13 protein-coding genes are annotated in these 15,784 nt (G+C 68.4%); 8 read left to right on the forward strand and 5 right to left on the reverse strand.

Translation table 11 applies throughout. The features are described from left to right. The first annotated feature begins 50 nt into the window (after positions 1-50). Together ACP4J0_RS17820 and ACP4J0_RS17825 are read left to right on the forward strand one after the other, a co-directional pair. Positions 51-776 carry an IclR family transcriptional regulator gene (locus ACP4J0_RS17820; protein ID WP_426599651.1) on the forward strand — a complete coding sequence of 242 codons (726 nt, stop codon included), beginning with the start codon at positions 51-53 and terminating at the stop codon, positions 774-776. 99 nt (positions 777-875) lie between these two features. Then, positions 876-1,313: an SsgA family sporulation/cell division regulator gene (locus ACP4J0_RS17825; protein WP_055422101.1), complete on the forward strand. Its 438-nt coding sequence runs from the start codon at positions 876-878 to the stop codon at positions 1,311-1,313. Positions 1,314-1,372: 59 nt separating this feature from the next. Here ACP4J0_RS17825 and ACP4J0_RS17830 read toward each other — a convergent pair whose 3' ends face one another. Next, positions 1,373-2,926: a YibE/F family protein gene (locus ACP4J0_RS17830; RefSeq protein WP_426599652.1), complete on the reverse strand. Its 1,554-nt coding sequence runs from the start codon at positions 2,924-2,926 to the stop codon at positions 1,373-1,375. Positions 2,927-3,179: 253 nt separating this feature from the next. Here ACP4J0_RS17830 and thiC point away from each other — a divergent pair, with 253 nt between their 5' ends. After that, on the forward strand, positions 3,180-4,973 hold the full coding sequence (gene thiC, locus ACP4J0_RS17835; RefSeq protein ID WP_426599653.1) for a phosphomethylpyrimidine synthase ThiC: 1,794 nt from the start codon (positions 3,180-3,182) through the stop codon (positions 4,971-4,973). 55 nt (positions 4,974-5,028) lie between these two features. On the opposite strand, the gene ACP4J0_RS17840 is transcribed toward thiC, so the two are convergent. Continuing rightward, positions 5,029-5,457 (reverse strand): YybH family protein, encoded by a 429-nt coding sequence (locus ACP4J0_RS17840; protein WP_426599654.1) that lies wholly within the window; start codon positions 5,455-5,457, stop codon positions 5,029-5,031. 24 nt (positions 5,458-5,481) lie between these two features. Between ACP4J0_RS17840 and ACP4J0_RS17845 the strand changes: the two genes are divergently transcribed. Beyond that, on the forward strand, positions 5,482-5,949 hold the full coding sequence (locus tag ACP4J0_RS17845; protein ID WP_426599655.1) for a winged helix-turn-helix transcriptional regulator: 468 nt from the start codon (positions 5,482-5,484) through the stop codon (positions 5,947-5,949). Positions 5,950-6,015: 66 nt separating this feature from the next. Next, positions 6,016-7,557, forward strand: a complete 1,542-nt coding sequence (locus ACP4J0_RS17850; RefSeq protein ID WP_426599656.1) for a VWA domain-containing protein — start codon at positions 6,016-6,018, stop codon at positions 7,555-7,557. 24 nt (positions 7,558-7,581) lie between these two features. Here the strand turns inward: ACP4J0_RS17850 and ACP4J0_RS17855 are convergent, their stop codons facing one another. The 3 genes from ACP4J0_RS17855 to ACP4J0_RS17865 all read right to left on the reverse strand — a co-directional run bounded on the left by ACP4J0_RS17855 (position 7,582) and on the right by ACP4J0_RS17865 (position 11,179). Further along, positions 7,582-8,460: a hypothetical protein gene (locus tag ACP4J0_RS17855; RefSeq protein WP_426599657.1), complete on the reverse strand. Its 879-nt coding sequence runs from the start codon at positions 8,458-8,460 to the stop codon at positions 7,582-7,584. A gap of 182 nt (positions 8,461-8,642) precedes the next feature. Beyond that, the gene (sppA, locus tag ACP4J0_RS17860; protein WP_426599658.1) at positions 8,643-9,746 is read right to left on the reverse strand and encodes a Ser/Thr/Tyr protein phosphatase SppA; all 1,104 of its coding nucleotides are present in this window, start codon (positions 9,744-9,746) and stop codon (positions 8,643-8,645) included. A 320-nt stretch (positions 9,747-10,066) separates the two neighbouring features. After that, positions 10,067-11,179 (reverse strand): LacI family DNA-binding transcriptional regulator, encoded by a 1,113-nt coding sequence (locus ACP4J0_RS17865; RefSeq protein ID WP_426521467.1) that lies wholly within the window; start codon positions 11,177-11,179, stop codon positions 10,067-10,069. 410 nt (positions 11,180-11,589) lie between these two features. On the opposite strand from ACP4J0_RS17865, the gene hisC reads away from it, so the two are divergent. From hisC to cydB, 3 genes are all read left to right on the forward strand, one after another. Further along, the gene (hisC, locus tag ACP4J0_RS17870) at positions 11,590-12,669 is read left to right on the forward strand and encodes a histidinol-phosphate transaminase (protein WP_426599659.1); all 1,080 of its coding nucleotides are present in this window, start codon (positions 11,590-11,592) and stop codon (positions 12,667-12,669) included. A 562-nt stretch (positions 12,670-13,231) separates the two neighbouring features. After that, positions 13,232-14,737, forward strand: a complete 1,506-nt coding sequence (locus ACP4J0_RS17875) for a cytochrome ubiquinol oxidase subunit I (RefSeq protein ID WP_426521582.1) — start codon at positions 13,232-13,234, stop codon at positions 14,735-14,737. A gap of 20 nt (positions 14,738-14,757) precedes the next feature. After that, positions 14,758-15,762: a cytochrome d ubiquinol oxidase subunit II gene (cydB, locus tag ACP4J0_RS17880; RefSeq protein WP_426599660.1), complete on the forward strand. Its 1,005-nt coding sequence runs from the start codon at positions 14,758-14,760 to the stop codon at positions 15,760-15,762. Positions 15,763-15,784: the final 22 nt, after the last annotated feature.

Below are 15,784 nucleotides of genomic sequence, written 5' to 3' on the forward strand. Positions count from 1 at the left end.
CCCCAGCGACTTCCTCCGCTGACCCTCCTTCCGCGACGCTCATCGGCTCCGTGCAGCGGGCGATGCGTCTTCTGGAGTGTGTCGCCGAGCACGGGTACGGAGCCCCCGCCAAGCAACTGGCCCGTGAGGCGCGGCTGGCACTGCCCACGGCGTACCACTTGCTGCGCACCCTGGTGCACGAGGGATATCTGCGCCGTGAGAAGGGCCTGTTCTTCCTCGGCGAGGCCACCGAGCGGCTGAGCAGCAGCGGAGCCGAGCAGAAACGTCGCAGCACGGTGGCCGACGCCTTGGCGCACGTACGCGACACGATCGGTGCCCCGGTGTACTACGCCATGTACCGTGACGGCGAGATCGAGATCATGAGCGTCTCGGACACACCGGGCATTCCGGCGGTCGAGGAGTGGGCGGACTTCCGTGAGACCGGGCACGCGCACGCCATCGGGCAGTGCCTGTTGTCGCAGCTGGACGAGGATGCCCGCCGCGACCACCTGGACCGCTATCCGGTGCAGCCGGTCACGCCGTACACGGTGCGCGACGGGCACAGTCTGCTGAAGCGACTGGACCGCATGCGGCGCATGGCGCCGGTGACCGAGCGCCAGGAGTACGCCCTGGGGACGGTCTGTGCGGCGATTCCGATCACCGCCGGCACCACGGCGGCGACGGTGGCCATCTCCCTGCCCCTCCAGCAGGCCGACCGGCTGCTGCCCGCGGCGGATCTGCTGCAGAACGAGGTGGGACGGATTCTGGGGTCACTCGCGATCTCTATCAGTATCTGAAAACTCACTCCTTGTGATCTGGTGTGTACGTTAAGCAAGATGCCACCAGTGTTAGAGGTTTGATTCCCGGACAGTCGACGGCGAATGACGGGGTAGGCGATGGGCGAGTCCGTACAGGCGGAGGTCATGATGAGCTTTCTCGTGTCCGAGGAGCTCTCTTTCCGCATTCCCGTGGAGCTGCGCTACGAGACCTGTGATCCCTATGCTGTGCGACTGACCTTCCATCTGCCCGGGGATGCGCCGGTGACCTGGGCCTTCGGCCGGGAGTTGCTGGTCGACGGGGTGGGCCGGCCGTGTGGTGACGGCGACGTGCGCATCGCGCCGGTCGATCCCGAGCCGCTGGCCGAGGTGCTGATCCGGCTTCAGGTGGGCAGCGACCAGGCGCTGTTCCGTTCGTCCGCTGCCCCCCTGGTGGCGTTCCTCGACCGGACCGACAAGCTGGTGCCGCTGGGGCAGGAGGGCGCGCTCGCCGACTTCGACGCCCACCTCGACGAGGCCCTGGACCGCATCCTGGCGGAGGAACAGAGCGCGGGCTGAACCGTTACGGCAGCTCTACAGCGGTGGCGTAACGCTTCGCCGGATCGGCTGCCGACGGGTCAGCGCTTACGGCGACGGCCTCGCCCGCGTACGGGAGCCGACGCACCGGCACCCGGCGTCGTCGCCCCGGCGGCCTGTGACGCCGGTCGGTCGCCGGACCGGTCGGCCGACACGACGAGGGCCGCGAGTGCCGTGGTGACCGGAACAGACGCCACCAGGCCGATCGAACCGACCAGCGTGCGCACGATCTCCTCGGCGACCAGTTCGCTGTTGGCGACCGTTCCCACCCCGCTCTGCGCGATCGAGAACAGCAGCAGCAGGGGCAGCGCGGCGCCGGCGTAGGCGAGGACGAGCGTGTTGACGACCGAGGCGATGTGGTCGCGGCCGATACGGATGCCCGCGCGGTACAGCCCGCGCCAACCCATCGTCGGGTTGGCCTCGTGCAGTTCCCAGACCGCCGAGGTCTGGGTGACCGTCACGTCGTCGAGGACACCGAGCGAACCGATGATGACCCCGGCGAGCAGCAGACCGCTCATGTCGATCGTCGGATACAGGCCGTGGATGAGGCCGGTGTTGTCGTCCGTGTTCCCGGTGAGTGCGGCCCAGCCGATGAACCACGACCCGAGGAGACCGATCAGCAACAACGAGATCAGAGTTCCGAGGACCGCCACGGACGTACGGGCCGACAGGCCGTGGCACAGGTACAGCGCGATCAGCATGATAGCGCTGGCCCCGACCACCGCCACGGCGAGTGGGTTCGAACCCTGCAGGATCGCGGGCAGGATGAAGAAGTTGAGCAGCAGGAAGCTGATGGCCAGTGAGACCAGGGCCATGAGGCCGCGCAGCCGTCCGACGGCCACGACGGCGAGCGCGAAGATGCCGGCGAGCAGGGCCATCGGGAGCCCTCGGTTGATGTCGGTCACCGAGTACTGCAGGTCCTTCGGCGCGGAGGGCTCGTAGGCGACCACCACCTTCTGGCCCTCGTGCAACTGCCGTGACTGGTCCGGCTGCACGATCTCGGTGAACGTGCGGCCCTTGTCGTCGCCGCTGTCCACGCGGATCGTCGCCCGCTTGCAGTCGCCGTTCGCCTGCTGCACCGCGGACGAGCCCTCGGCGGTGGAGGTGTCTCCGGTCGGGGGGACCCCGGAGGCGTTGACGGACTGGCAGCTCAGCTGGACCACCTTGGTGACGGTTCCCTGCTGCGTCTGCCGGTCGAAGCCCACCCCGGTGCGTTCGTGCGGTGGCGCACCGCCCGGCCACAGCACCGCCAGCCCGACCAGTACCGCCGCGGCGAACGGGATCAGGACCGCGGCGATGACCTTCCTCAGGTGCCGGGAGACAGGCGCTGCCGGTCCGTGACCGTGGGAGTGCGAGTGCCCGTGTCCGCCCCCGTGCCCGTCGGAACCACCGTTGCCGTGCCCAGCACCGTGGCCGCCGCCCGTACCGTGCCCGTCACCCCTGCCGTGTCCGTCACCCGCATCATGTCTGCCACCGCCCGCGTCGTGAGGATGGACGGGGGCCTGCTCGGCCGCACGGCCGCTGTTGCCGTCCTCGGCACTCGGTCCGCGGCGGGGATCGTGCGGTGGAAACGGGGGCTGATGCGGTGTGGTCACCGGCCGATCATCGCAAGAACGAGCGGAGCCCTCTGTTCACCGCGCCCGAATTGACGCTAGCGTGGAGGCACCTTTGTACACGCGGGAGCTCGGAGCACCGGGCTGAGAGGGCGCTGACCTCCGTCCCAGCGATGTTTCACGGGAAACGTCACCGAAGCCGAGTGATGTTTCCCACGAAGCGTCGGCAGACGGAAGCCGCTGCGTCGACCGCCGAACCTGTTACCGGGTAATGCCGGCGTAGGGAGTAGGTCTCATGACCATCAAGGACGCACGCACGCCTGCCTCCACGCAGAATTCCGCCCAGGCGGAACCCACGGAGGCCGGGAAGTCCATCGGCTGGCACAAGGCGTACGTCGAGGGTTCGCGCCCCGACCTGCGGGTGCCGGTTCGTCAGGTGCATCTCACCAACGGGCAGTCGGTCACGCTCTACGACACGTCGGGCCCGTACACCGATCCACTCGTCGACACCGACGTTCGCAGGGGGCTGGAGCCGCTGCGAGAGAACTGGATCATCGCCCGCGGTGACACCGAGGAGTACGCGGGCCGTCCCGTCCGCCCTGAGGACGACGGAATCAAGCACACCTCCCCGCGCGGTGGTCTGCGGAACCTCGACGCCGTTTTCCCTGGACGGCCTCGTCAGCCGCGCCGGGGGAGGGACGGCAAAGCGGTCACGCAGCTCGCGTACGCACGCCGGGGCGAGGTCACGCCGGAGATGGAATACGTGGCCGTCAGGGAGAACGTCTCGCCGGAAGTGGTGCGCGAGGAGATCGCGGCGGGCCGCGCCGTTCTCCCGGCCAACGTCAACCACCCGGAGATCGAGCCGATGATCATCGGCAAGAGGTTCCTGGTGAAGGTCAACGCCAACATCGGCAACTCGGCTGTGACGTCCTCCATCGAAGAGGAGGTCGACAAGATGACCTGGGCGACCCGGTGGGGCGCCGACACGGTCATGGACCTGTCCACCGGACGCAACATCCACACCACTCGCGAGTGGGTGCTGCGCAACTCCCCCGTCCCCATCGGGACAGTGCCGCTCTACCAGGCACTGGAGAAGGTCGACGGCAGGGCCGAGGAGCTGACCTGGGAGATCTACAAGGACACGGTCATCGAGCAGGCCGAGCAGGGGGTGGACTACATGACGGTCCACGCGGGGGTGCGCCTGGCGTATGTGCCGCTCACCGCCAACCGCAAGACCGGCATCGTGTCTCGCGGCGGCTCGATCATGGCGGCGTGGTGTCTGGCGCACCACAGGGAGTCGTTTCTGTACGAGAACTTCGAGGAGCTCTGCGAGATCCTCGCGGCCTACGACGTCACGTACTCGCTCGGCGACGGCCTGAGGCCGGGCTCGATCGCGGACGCCAACGACGAGGCGCAGTTCGCGGAGTTGCGGACGCTCGGGGAACTCAACCGGATCGCGAAGCGTTTGAACGTTCAGACCATGATCGAAGGCCCGGGCCACGTTCCGATGCACAAGATCAAGGAGAACATCGACCTTCAGCAGGAGATCTGCGATGAAGCTCCGTTCTATACGCTCGGTCCGCTGACGACGGACGTCGCGCCGGCGTACGACCACATCACCTCCGGCATCGGTGCCGCGATGATCGCCTGGTGGGGCACGGCCATGCTCTGCTACGTCACGCCCAAGGAGCATCTGGGGCTGCCCAACCGTGACGACGTCAAGACCGGCGTCATCACCTACAAGATCGCCGCCCATGCCGCTGATCTCGCCAAGGGCCACCCGGGTGCGCAGGAATGGGACGACGCGCTGTCGGACGCCCGCTTCGAGTTCCGCTGGGAGGACCAGTTCAACCTGGCTCTCGACCCGGACACGGCACGGGAGTACCACGACGAGACGCTGCCGGCCGAGCCTGCGAAGACGGCCCACTTCTGCTCCATGTGCGGACCGAAATTCTGTTCGATGAAGATCTCGCAGGACATCCGACGGGAGCACGGAGGCAGCAAGGCCGAGATCGAGGAGGGCATGGCCCAGAAGTCGAAGGAGTTCGCGGCAGGCGGGAACAGGGTCTACTTGCCGCTGGCCGACTGAGTTCCGTCTGCACTGACCTCACGCTGAGCCACCCCTCCGTACGCGCGGCGGGGACTCAGCGTGAGCCGGGGGCCGATGTCTGTCCGGGAGGGCTTGCCACCCCGAACGGATTGTCGATCACGTAACGCCAGTACCCGTCCGGCCCGCGGCGAGCCACGTCTGTCGCGGTGCCCTCGATGTGGACCTGGCCGCCGTGGGCGGCCGTGCCGGCGATGACGAAGTCGACGATCAGCAGTGCCAGGTCACCGACGACGTATGTGTGGCGTGGCGTCACCTCGATCGGGACGCGCAGGCGCAGGAAGTCGTCGTTGGCCCTGAATCGGCCGGTGCCGGTGACCAGGCGCCCGGGCGTCGGCACGAAGCCGGCGTCCGCCTCGTAGAGCTGGTCCAGGGCCGCGGGATCGAAGGTGTTGAAAGCTCGCGCGAAAGCGTAAGGGTGATCGGTGGCGCTGTGCGCCAGGAGCACACTGGGAGGATGCGTCATGTGGCAAGCGAACAGCCTCTCGACATGGGTCACCAAGCGGAAACCCACGCGTGGGACCCGGAGCTGGTCCCAGGGGTGCGAGGCCGCACTCATCGCCCCGAGGCCGGTTGCCCGGTGGAGATCGCTCTCGCCGCGGTCTCCGGCCGCTGGACCACCCTGCTGCTGCGTGAACTGATGGGAGGACACCGAGGCTTCACCGAGCTGCGGACGCTGTTCCCCGAGCTGTCGGCGAAAGTGCTCAGTGAGCGGCTGCGTACGCTCCGGGAGCGGGGCCTGGTGGAGGCCGAAAGGCGCCGTGGTTTTCCCGTGCGGACCCGGTACGGACTGACGGAAGCGGGCCGAGCTCTGCGACCGCTACTGGTCGAGCTGTACGCGACCGGTGAGGAACTGCTGCGTCTGGCACCGACCGGGGACGGGGACGAGCAGCCTTCCCCGTCCCCCGCATCGATGCGGGAGACGGGGAAGAGGGGGCACGCAGGGCAGAGCAGGTAGGCGAGCAGGACACGCTGTCGACGCCCGCCCCTCCCCACCGACGGCTCGGCTGGGCAGACTGGGCGCATGACAGCCACCTCCCTGAGCAAGGGCGCCAACCTCGCCGTCGACTCCCCCGCGGTGCGCGTCGAACTCGTCTGGTCCGCCGGGCCGGGTGTGCCCGAGGTCGACGCCTCCGCGCTCCTGCTCACCTCGGCCGGACAGGTGCGGGACGACGGCGACTTCGTCTTCTACAACCAGCCTCGCCACGCGTCCGACGCAGTGGGGCACCTGGGCAAGCAGGGTGGCCACGGGGCCGGCGCGGGTGTCACGACCGACGCCGTAGAGGTGGACCTGCGCTCGGTGGAACCGGCCGTCGACCGCATCGTGCTGTGCGCCTCGGCGGACGGCGGGACGTTCGGCCAGATCCCGGGACTGTCACTGCGGTTGCTGGACGCCGGGACCCGCACCGAGCTGGCCCGGTTCGACATCACGGCCGGCACGGAGACCGCCCTCGTCGGCGGCGAGCTGTACCGGCGCCAGGGGAAGTGGAAGTTCCGTGCGGTCGGACAGGGGTACGCCTCCGGACTCGCGGGGCTGGCCACCGACTTCGGGATCAGCGTGGACGACGATCCCGCCGCGCCCGCCGCCCCGTCAACGGCAGCCTCTCCCCTGCCGTCGGCGCTGTCGGTACCCCCGGCGCCGCAGGCCCCGTCCGCATCTTCGGTCCGGACAGTCCCGTTGTCACCTCCGGCACCGGGAGCCCCGTCGGAACCTCCGGCACCGTACGTACCGGCGTCTCCGTCCGCCCCGCCCACAGCAGCGGCCCCGCCGTCGGCGTCCTCGGCGCCTCCTGCCGCCGGGCCCCGTCTCACCAAGGGCGAGGAGCACCTTCCCGTCGACATGCGCAAGCGGCTGTCCCTGCGCAAGGAACAGGTAGCGGTCAGCCTGACCAAGCACGGCGCGTCCGGTGTCACCGCGCGCGTCATCCTGGTACTCGACGCCTCCGGGTCCATGTCCTTCCTCTACTCCAAGGGCGTGGTCGCGGACGTCGTGGAGCGGATGGCCGCCGTCGCCGCACAACTGGACGACGACGGGGAGATGCAGGCATGGACCTTCGCCTCGAACCCCGCCCGCCTGCCCGACCTCCGCCTCGGCGAGCTTCCCGAGTGGCTGCGGCTGCACGTGCGCGTGGGGGAGATCAGCCTCTTCCGCCGGGGCAGGAAGAAGGGATTGCACCCGGAGCAGGTCGACATGCGGGCGGTCGGCATCCAGAACGAGGAACAGAAGGTGATCGCCGAGATCCGGTCCTACGTCCGGGACAACCCGGCGTCGGCTCCGACCTTGGTGCTGTTCTTCTCCGACGGCGGTGTCTACCGCAACGCCGATATCGAGCGCGAGCTGCGGGGCGCGGTGGAGGAACCGGTCTTCTGGCAGTTCGTGGGGCTCGGGCGGTCCAACTACGGGGTGCTCGAGCGTTTCGACACGCTGCCGGGCCGCCGTGTCGACAACGTCGGCTTCTTCGCCGTGGACGACATCAGCACCGTCCCCGACCCGGAGCTGTACGACCGCCTGCTGTCCGAGTTCCCGTCCTGGATCACTGCCGCCGGCCGGGCGGGCATCCTCTGATCCGTTGCCCGCCCGGGGCGGTGGCTACTCGGGCTGGTGCTCCGGGCCGCCGAAGTCCGGGCTGCTGTAGTCCGGGCTCGAGTAACGCGGACGCCGACTCGCCTCCGAGCCGCCGTCGGGGCTCGTGAATCCGGGACGGTCGTAGCCGAGGTGCGGCATGCGGCCGGCCGGCGCCACCGGTCCCGTACGGTGCAGTGCCGTCGTGTTCGGAGCGGCGAGTGCCTCCCGCAGGAAGGGCAGGATGCCGCGTTCCAGCAGGGCGTCGTGCCAGGCGTCCCTGGCCCGGACCACTTCCTCGTCGAGTTCGCCGTAGCGGACGGGCTCGGCGGAGGGGCGATTGCGCAGCGCGGTGAGCAGCAGGCCCACCGCGGCGACGAGGATCGCCACCGCGGTCACGGCACCGAACACCCATCCGGTGGTGAGCATGGTCTGCGCGAAGGTCTGCCCCGGATCGAGCAGCTTCAGGAGGTAGCCGACGAGCAGGAAGATCGCCGCGGCGGTGCCGGCCAGGACGGGTGCCAGGACGGTGACGACGGCGAAGGCACCCGCGCCGGTCGCCTCGGCGACCTCGCCCATGGTGGCGGCGAGCCCCGACGCGCCCGTGCCCGGCTCGGCGGTGCCGGAATCACGCGTGGACGACGGGGCGGCCGACGGGGTGGACGGCGCCGGGTGGCGCAGCTCCTCGCGGACCTTCACGTAGTGCTGGTACTCGGTCGTGGCCGCCGCCGTGATGAGGGCGGTGGCGTTGAGTGCCATGGTGCGCAGTTGTTCGGGGTTGAGGCGCTGTCCGACAGCGGCCAGTTCCGGGCGGTGTGGTGCGGAGCGCAGTGCCTCGTCGAGGATCCGCTCGTACTCCTTGCGGTCCTCGTTCGGCAGGTACTGCGGAACGCTGTTCATGTGCATCCCCCGATGCTCCGTAGGGCTTGGGGCTCGCATGCCAACGAGCCGTCGGGCAGAAACGGAGGGGAGCCTGCTACGGATAAGCCGATGGTAGAGCCGTGACGGTGGACGGTGACAGGGGGTTTACAGAAATTGGGTGCCGAGCTGTATCGACGCGGTCATGCGCGAACCCGTGTGGTGAACGGTCAGGCGTCGAGCGGGAGTTGCTGGACCAGCAGCTTTCCGGCCATGGTCACGCCGCCGTCCATCGCGATGGCCAGCCCGTCCGCGTAGACATGAGGTCCCTCCACCGCGGTACGGGTGTCGTCCTCGCCGTCCTCGGAGCCGACCTCGCCCAGGAGGTAGGGGATGGGGCTGTGGCCGTGAACGATCCGGGTTCCGCCGTACGTGTCCAGCAGGGAACGCACGGCGTCGGCGCCGCCCTCGTCGCGGAACGAGAAGCGCTTGGTGAACTTGCGGAACAGGTCCCACACCTCCTCCGCGTCGTTGCGCGTCAGCGCCTCGCGGACGGTGTCGTTGACCTCCTCGATGGAGCGGCCGTAGTCCAGGTAGGTGGTGGTGTCGGAGTGGACCAGGAGGTGGCCGTCGACCTCTTCGAGGGCGTCGAGGCGGGCCATCCACTGCAGGTGGTGGTCCTGCAGGCGGTCCATGTCGGTCTTCTGCCCGCCGTTCAGCAGCCAGGCCGCCTGGAACGTGGCGGTGCCCGCCCCGGAGTTGACGGGCGTGTCCCCGAACCGTTTGGCACCGAGCAGCAGCAGCTCGTGGTTGCCCATCAGCGCCTTGCAGTATCCGCCGGCCGCCGCGGCCTCGGCGGACAGCCGCATCACCAGGTCGATGACGCCGATGCCGTCCGGGCCGCGGTCCGTGAAGTCGCCGAGGAACCACAGGCGGGACGTGCCCGCGCACCATTGTCCGGCGGCGTCGATGAGGCCCTTCTCCTGGAGGGCGGCCACCAGCTCGTCGAGGTAGCCGTGTACGTCGCCGACGACGAAGAGCGGGCCCTGACCCGTGGCGGGCTGCTGCACCGCGGCCGGTTCGGGATCGACGGTCACCTGGACCGTGTCACCCCGACGGATGACGGGCAGATCCCGCTGAGTGGGTGTGTACCCCTCCGGAAGGGTCTCCTCGTACTCCTCCTCGGGCGGCGCGGTTTCGCCCGCGCGCGTGCCGGTGGCGGCGTACGGAGCGGCCTCGTGGACGTACGCGGGCACCCGGAAGTCTCGTACCGTCGCCGTCCGCTCCACCTCGGGTCCCTGACCGGCCCCCTGAGTCATCGACCCCTCCACCATCGCGCCGCATCTGCACCGCTTCGGACTGCCTGGTCGCAGCGGCCCGCGGTGTGTGGGCCCATCATAGGAATGCGGATCGCGCTGTGTGATGACCCAGGGGTGGTGAATCAGAGCAGGACTCCGTTTCACCGCGGCTTTCGCCCCGATTGGGCCCGGCTTCACCCGTCCGCAGTGGCGGTTCGGCCGTGCCCCGGACGCTTTGGACGCCCCGGACGTGTCGAGCGCTGCCTCCGCCGCCTTCGCCGTCGTTCCCACGGAGCTGCCGTCGTTACCGCGGCCGTGCAGGCCGGGCTCCGCCTTGTCGCGCCTCCGGGGCGGCCCTACTCGCCCTCGGGCGTCCGCGGCGGACTGACCGTCGTACGGGACGGGCGGCGCTGCGACGACGTGCGCACGATCAGTTCGGTCGGTATCACCTGTTCGACCGGCTGGTCCGAGTCGAGCCCCTCGATGGCGTCGATGAGGACCTGGATCACCGCGGTGCCGATGCGGCGGGGTTTCAGCGACAGGGTGGTGATGGGGGGCTCGGTGCTCGCGTACACGGTGGATTCGCTGCAGCAGACCAGCAGCAGGTCCTCCGGTACGCGCAGCCCGTAGCGGCGGGCGGCGGCGAGCAGGTCGGTGCCGTTCGGATCGAACAGGCCGTAGACGGCGTCGGGCCGGTCGGGGCGGGCGAGCAGCCGGTCCGCTGCGACCGCGCCGGCGCACGGGTCGTGCGCCGGGTAGGCCTCGTAGACCGGGTCCTGGCCGACGCGCTCGCACCAGCGCAGGTAGGCGGTGGTCGACAGGTGGGTGTACGTGTCGGTCGTGGTGCCGGTGAGCAGGCCGATCCTGCGGGCGCCGGCGTCGGCCAGGTGGTCGAGGATGCCGAGTACGGCGGCCTCGTGGTCGTTGTCGACCCAGGCGGTGACGGGGAGCGAGCCGGCCGGGCGGCCGTCGGAGACGACCGGTAAGCCCTGGCGTACCAGTTCGCTGACGACCGGGTCGTGGTCGGAGGGGTCGATGACGACGGTGCCGTCGAGGGCGACGTTGGACCACACGTCGTGACGGGAGGTCGCCGGGAGGATGACGAGGGCGTAGCCGCGGGCGAGCGCGGCGGACGTGGCGGCGCGCGCCATCTCGGCGAAGTACGCGAACTCGGTGAAGGTGAAAGGTTCATCCCCGTATGTCGTCACGGTCAGGCCGATGAGTCCCGACTTGCCGGTGCGGAGCGTGCGGGCGGCGGCCGAGGGCCGGTAGCCCAGTCGGTCGGCGACCTCGCGCACATGGCGCCGGGTGGCATCCGGGAGTCGGCCCTTGCCGTTGAGGGCATCGGAGACGGTAGTGATGGATACTCCGGCGGCGGCGGCCACGTCCCTGATGCCCGCCCGGCCCGGCCGACTGCCTCGACGTGAGGTTTCCGCGCGGCTCACCTGGTGCTTCCCTGCTGCTGTCATGGCGAGCCGATAGTAGGGCTCATGGCATGGGGTAGGGCGGACGCATATGCACGCGTTGACAGTCACGTTTCTGCATGATCATCAAGCCATAACAGCCTTGCAAAGCAAGCTACTTGGGCTCTCGGACCCCATTACCTGACGTGTCGACCAGCGGGGGCCTGCCAAGTGGCAGATGTTGCGAAGAGGTCTCAACTCACCTGCACGAGGGATGCGCGCTACGGCGTGAGCCACCGGCGCGTAGATATATGTGAGGCGCGCCCCCCGAATCGTGCGCCTTCGTGCGCTGATGCCCTTGATTTCCCTGATGCCAGTGTGACGCGGGCGGTCCGGCCTCACCTATACGCAGGGGCGTCGAATCCTCTTAAGGTGAGAAGTATTCGATGCCGGTGGTGGTCACGAGGAGGACTGCGGTGAGCGAGACGAGCCCCAAGTTGCGCGCCGAGCTGGAGGGTATTCCCACCTACAAGCCGGGCAAGCCTGCCGCGTCCGGCGGCCCCGTGGCCTACAAGCTGTCCTCCAACGAGAACCCCTATCCGCCGCTGCCGGGCGTGATGGAGACGGTGACGGCCGCGGCCTCGTCCTTCAACCGGTACCCGGACATGGCCTGCGCGGCCCTGATGAGCGAGTTGTCGGACCGGTTCGGAGTGCCTCTGTCCCACCTGGCCACCGGCACTGGCTCGGTCGGTGTGGCGCAGCAGCTGATCCAGGCGACCTCGGGTCCGGGCGACGAGGTGATCTACGCCTGGCGTTCCTTCGAGGCCTACCCGATCATTACCCAGATCAGCGGCGCGACGTCCGTGAAGGTGCCGCTGACGCCGGGCGACGTTCACGATCTGGACGCGATGGCGGCCGCGATCACCGACCGGACCCGGCTGATCTTCGTCTGCAACCCGAACAACCCGACGGGCACGGTGGTGCGGCGGGCCGAGCTGGAGCGGTTCCTCGACCGGGTGCCGAGCGACGTGCTGGTGGTCCTCGACGAGGCCTACAGGGAGTTCATCCGCGACGCCGAGGTGCCGGACGGTGTCGAGATCTACCGCAAGCGGCCCAACGTCTGCGTCCTGCGGACCTTCTCCAAGGCGTACGGACTCGCCGGCCTTCGGGTCGGGTTCGCGATCGCACACGAGCCTGTGGCGGCGGCGCTGCGCAAGACGGCGGTGCCCTTCGGGGTGAGCCAGATCGCGCAGGAGGCGGCGATCGCCTCGCTACGGGCCGAGGACGAGCTGATCGGGCGGGTCGGTTCGCTGGTGTGCGAACGCACGCGCGTGGTCGACGCGCTGCGCGCCCAGGGCTGGACAGTGCCGGATACCCAGGCCAACTTCGTGTGGCTGCGGCTGGGAGAGCGCACGGTCGCCTTCGCCGGCGCCTGCGAGCAGGCCGGCGTGGTCATCCGCCCGTTCCCGGGTGAGGGAGTGCGGGTGACGGTCGGGGAGAGTGAGGCGAACGACATCTTCCTGAAGGTGTCGGAGGAGTTCCGCAAGGGGCTGTAGACACTCCGTACCCGCCGTTGCCGTAGGGGCGCTCAGGGCATGGCAGGAGACTCGCGCGGTGGCGCACGAGGTGGCACAGGTCCTCTCTCCCTCCCTGCCACCCTTCCCTCCCTCACGCACTCACTCGCGAGACAGGCGTGTGCCCATACGGCGGCTACGGCGGCGCCAGCGCGTCGCCATCGGTCCAGAAGGTGGCCGTGTGGCCGTGCCCGGCTCGGAGACCTTGGGTAGCCGTTTCCGGTGAGGGCGACCTGTTGAGTGCCGGTTTCACATGAAGGTGACCCGTTTCACGTGAAACCGGCATGTTCGTTCCGAAGTGCACCCCTTCACGCCATGAGACCCGTATCCACGCGCGGCGCATTCACCAACACGTCGAAGCTCTCACCAAGGGCTTGACGTCACAGGGGACCCCCCTTCCGATGCTGAAAAGCTGTACGTCATAATTGCTTGTGAATGTGAACGCGTTCACAAGCGTGTCCCGGTTGCGCCCGAGATAGGTGTGACATACACGCTCAAACCGCCGCTGACCACGGCGATGTGGCGATGTAAGGAGACTGACGACGTGGACATGGCTCTGGCGCCGGAGACGCTGGCGCGATGGCAGTTCGGCATCACGACCGTCTACCACTTCCTGTTCGTCCCGCTGACGATCTCGCTGGCGGCCCTCACGGCCGGACTGCAGACCGCCTGGGTCCGTACGGAGAAGGAGAAGTACCTCAGGGCGACCAAGTTCTGGGGGAAGCTCTTCCTGATCAATATCGCCATGGGGGTCGTCACCGGCATCGTGCAGGAGTTCCAGTTCGGCATGAACTGGTCCGACTACTCCCGGTTCGTCGGTGATGTCTTCGGTGCGCCGCTCGCCTTCGAGGCGCTGATCGCCTTCTTCTTCGAGTCCACCTTCATCGGCCTGTGGATCTTCGGCTGGGACAAGCTGCCGAAGAAGATCCACCTGGCCTGCATATGGATGGTCTCGATCGGTACGCTGCTGTCGGCCTACTTCATCCTCGCGGCCAACTCCTGGATGCAGCACCCCGTCGGCTACCGCATCAACGAGGAGAAGGGCCGAGCCGAGCTGACCGACTTCTGGGCCGTCCTGACCCAGAACACCACGCTCAACCAGGTCTTCCACAGCTTCTCTGCGGCCTTCCTGACGGGCGGCGCCTTCATGGTCGGCATCGCAGCCTTCCACCTGATGCGCAAGAAGCACATCCCCGTGATGAGGACCTCGCTCCGGCTCGGTCTGGTCACCCTGGCGGTCGGTGGTGTGCTCACCGCCGTCAGCGGCGACACCCTCGGCAAGGTCATGTACGAGCAGCAGCCGATGAAGATGGCCGCCGCCGAGGCTCTGTGGGACGGCGAGGAGCCGGCGCCCTTCTCCGTGTTCGCCTACGGAGACGTCGACAAGGGGCACAACAAGGTCGCTCTGGAGATCCCCGGCCTGCTGTCCTTCCTCGCCCACAGCGACTTCGACTCCTACGTGCCGGGCATCAACGACACCAACAAAGCCCTGCAGGAGAAGTTCGGCCCGGGGGACTACAAGCCCATCGTCCCCGTCGCCTACTGGGGCTTCCGCTGGATGATCGGCTTCGGGATGGCGTCCTTCTCCCTCGGACTGCTCGGCCTGTGGCTGACGCGGAAGAAGTTCATGCTTCCGGCCGCCCTGCGGACCGGCGAGGACGAGGTGCCCCATCTGGTCCTGCTGCGCAACCCGCTCGGCACGAGACTCTCCCGTCTGTACTGGCTTCTTGCCCTCTGGACGATGGCGTTCCCGCTGATCGCCAACTCCTGGGGCTGGATCTTCACGGAGATGGGCCGACAGCCCTGGGTCGTCTACGGCGTGATGCAGACACGCGACGCGGTCTCCCCCGGTGTTTCGCAGGCGGAGGTCATCACCTCGATGGTCGTCTTCACCACGCTCTACGCCATCCTCGCCGTCATCGAGGTAAGGCTGCTCGCCAAGTACGTCAAGGCGGGCCCGCCCGAGCTCACCGAGGCCGACCTCAACCCGCCCACGAAGATCGGCGGCGACCTCCGTGACGCCGACAAGCCGATGGCCTTCTCCTACTAGGCCGAGGGAGCTGCACAGTCATGGAACTGCACGACGTCTGGTTCGTTCTGATCGCCGTCCTGTGGACCGGCTACTTCTTCCTGGAGGGGTTCGACTTCGGGGTCGGCGTGCTCACCAGGCTGCTCGCCCGGAACCGGGCCGAGAAGCGGGTGCTGATCAACACCATCGGGCCTGTGTGGGACGGCAATGAAGTATGGCTGCTCACGGCGGGCGGTGCGACCTTCGCAGCCTTCCCCGAGTGGTACGCCACGCTCTTCTCCGGCTTCTACCTGCCCCTGCTCGTCATCCTGGTCTGCCTGATCGTCCGGGGCGTCGCCTTCGAGTACCGAGTGAAGCGACCCGAGGAGAACTGGCAGCGCAACTGGGAGACCGCGATCTTCTGGACCTCGCTGATCCCGGCGTTCCTGTGGGGCGTGGCCTTCGGCAACATCGTCCACGGCGTGAAGATCGACCGGGACCTGGAGTACGTCGGCTCCGTATGGGACCTGCTCAATCCGTATGCACTCCTCGGTGGCCTGGTCACGCTGACGCTGTTCACCTTCCACGGGACGGTGTTCACGGCCCTCAAGACCGTCGGTGAGATTCGCGAGCGGGCCCGGACCCTCGCGCTGCGAGTCGGCCTTGTCGCGGCCGTGCTGGCCCTGGCCTTCCTCTCCTGGACGCAGGTCGACAACGGGGACGCGAAGAGCCTGGTCGCCCTGCTGGTGGCCGTCGCATCGCTGATCGTCGCCCTCATGGCCAACCAGGCCGGGCGGGAGGGCTGGTCCTTCACTTTCTCCGGCGTCACCATCGTGGCCGCCGTGGCGATGCTCTTCCTGACGCTTTTCCCGAACGTGATGCCGTCCACGCTCAACGCGGACTGGAGTCTCACCGTCACCAACGCCTCGTCCAGCCCCTACACCCTGAAGATCATGACGTGGCTGGCCGCGGTCGCCACGCCGGTCGTCCTGCTCTACCAGGGCTGGACGTACTGGGTGTTCCGCAAGCGGATCGGCACCCAGCACATCGCCGAACCCGCGCACTGAGTCCGGTCGGTGTGTGTTTCAC

The organism is Streptomyces sp. WG7 (assembly GCF_049975785.1).
GTDB lineage: Bacteria > Actinomycetota > Actinomycetes > Streptomycetales > Streptomycetaceae > Streptomyces.

Bases quoted from the DNA above. Each gene is read 5' to 3' on its own strand.
- ACP4J0_RS17825 (WP_055422101.1), top strand. From the start codon at position 876: ATGGGCGAGTCCGTACAGGCGGAGGTCATGATGAGCTTTCTCGTGTCC.
- thiC (WP_426599653.1), top strand. From the start codon at position 3,180: ATGACCATCAAGGACGCACGCACGCCTGCCTCCACGCAGAATTCCGCC.
- ACP4J0_RS17840 (WP_426599654.1), bottom strand. From the start codon at position 5,457: ATGACGCATCCTCCCAGTGTGCTCCTGGCGCACAGCGCCACCGATCAC.
- ACP4J0_RS17845 (WP_426599655.1), top strand. From the start codon at position 5,482: ATGGGTCACCAAGCGGAAACCCACGCGTGGGACCCGGAGCTGGTCCCA.
- ACP4J0_RS17850 (WP_426599656.1), top strand. From the start codon at position 6,016: ATGACAGCCACCTCCCTGAGCAAGGGCGCCAACCTCGCCGTCGACTCC.
- ACP4J0_RS17855 (WP_426599657.1), bottom strand. From the start codon at position 8,460: ATGCACATGAACAGCGTTCCGCAGTACCTGCCGAACGAGGACCGCAAG.
- sppA (WP_426599658.1), bottom strand. From the start codon at position 9,746: ATGGTGGAGGGGTCGATGACTCAGGGGGCCGGTCAGGGACCCGAGGTG.
- ACP4J0_RS17865 (WP_426521467.1), bottom strand. From the start codon at position 11,179: ATGACAGCAGCAGGGAAGCACCAGGTGAGCCGCGCGGAAACCTCACGT.
- cydB (WP_426599660.1), top strand. From the start codon at position 14,758: ATGGAACTGCACGACGTCTGGTTCGTTCTGATCGCCGTCCTGTGGACC.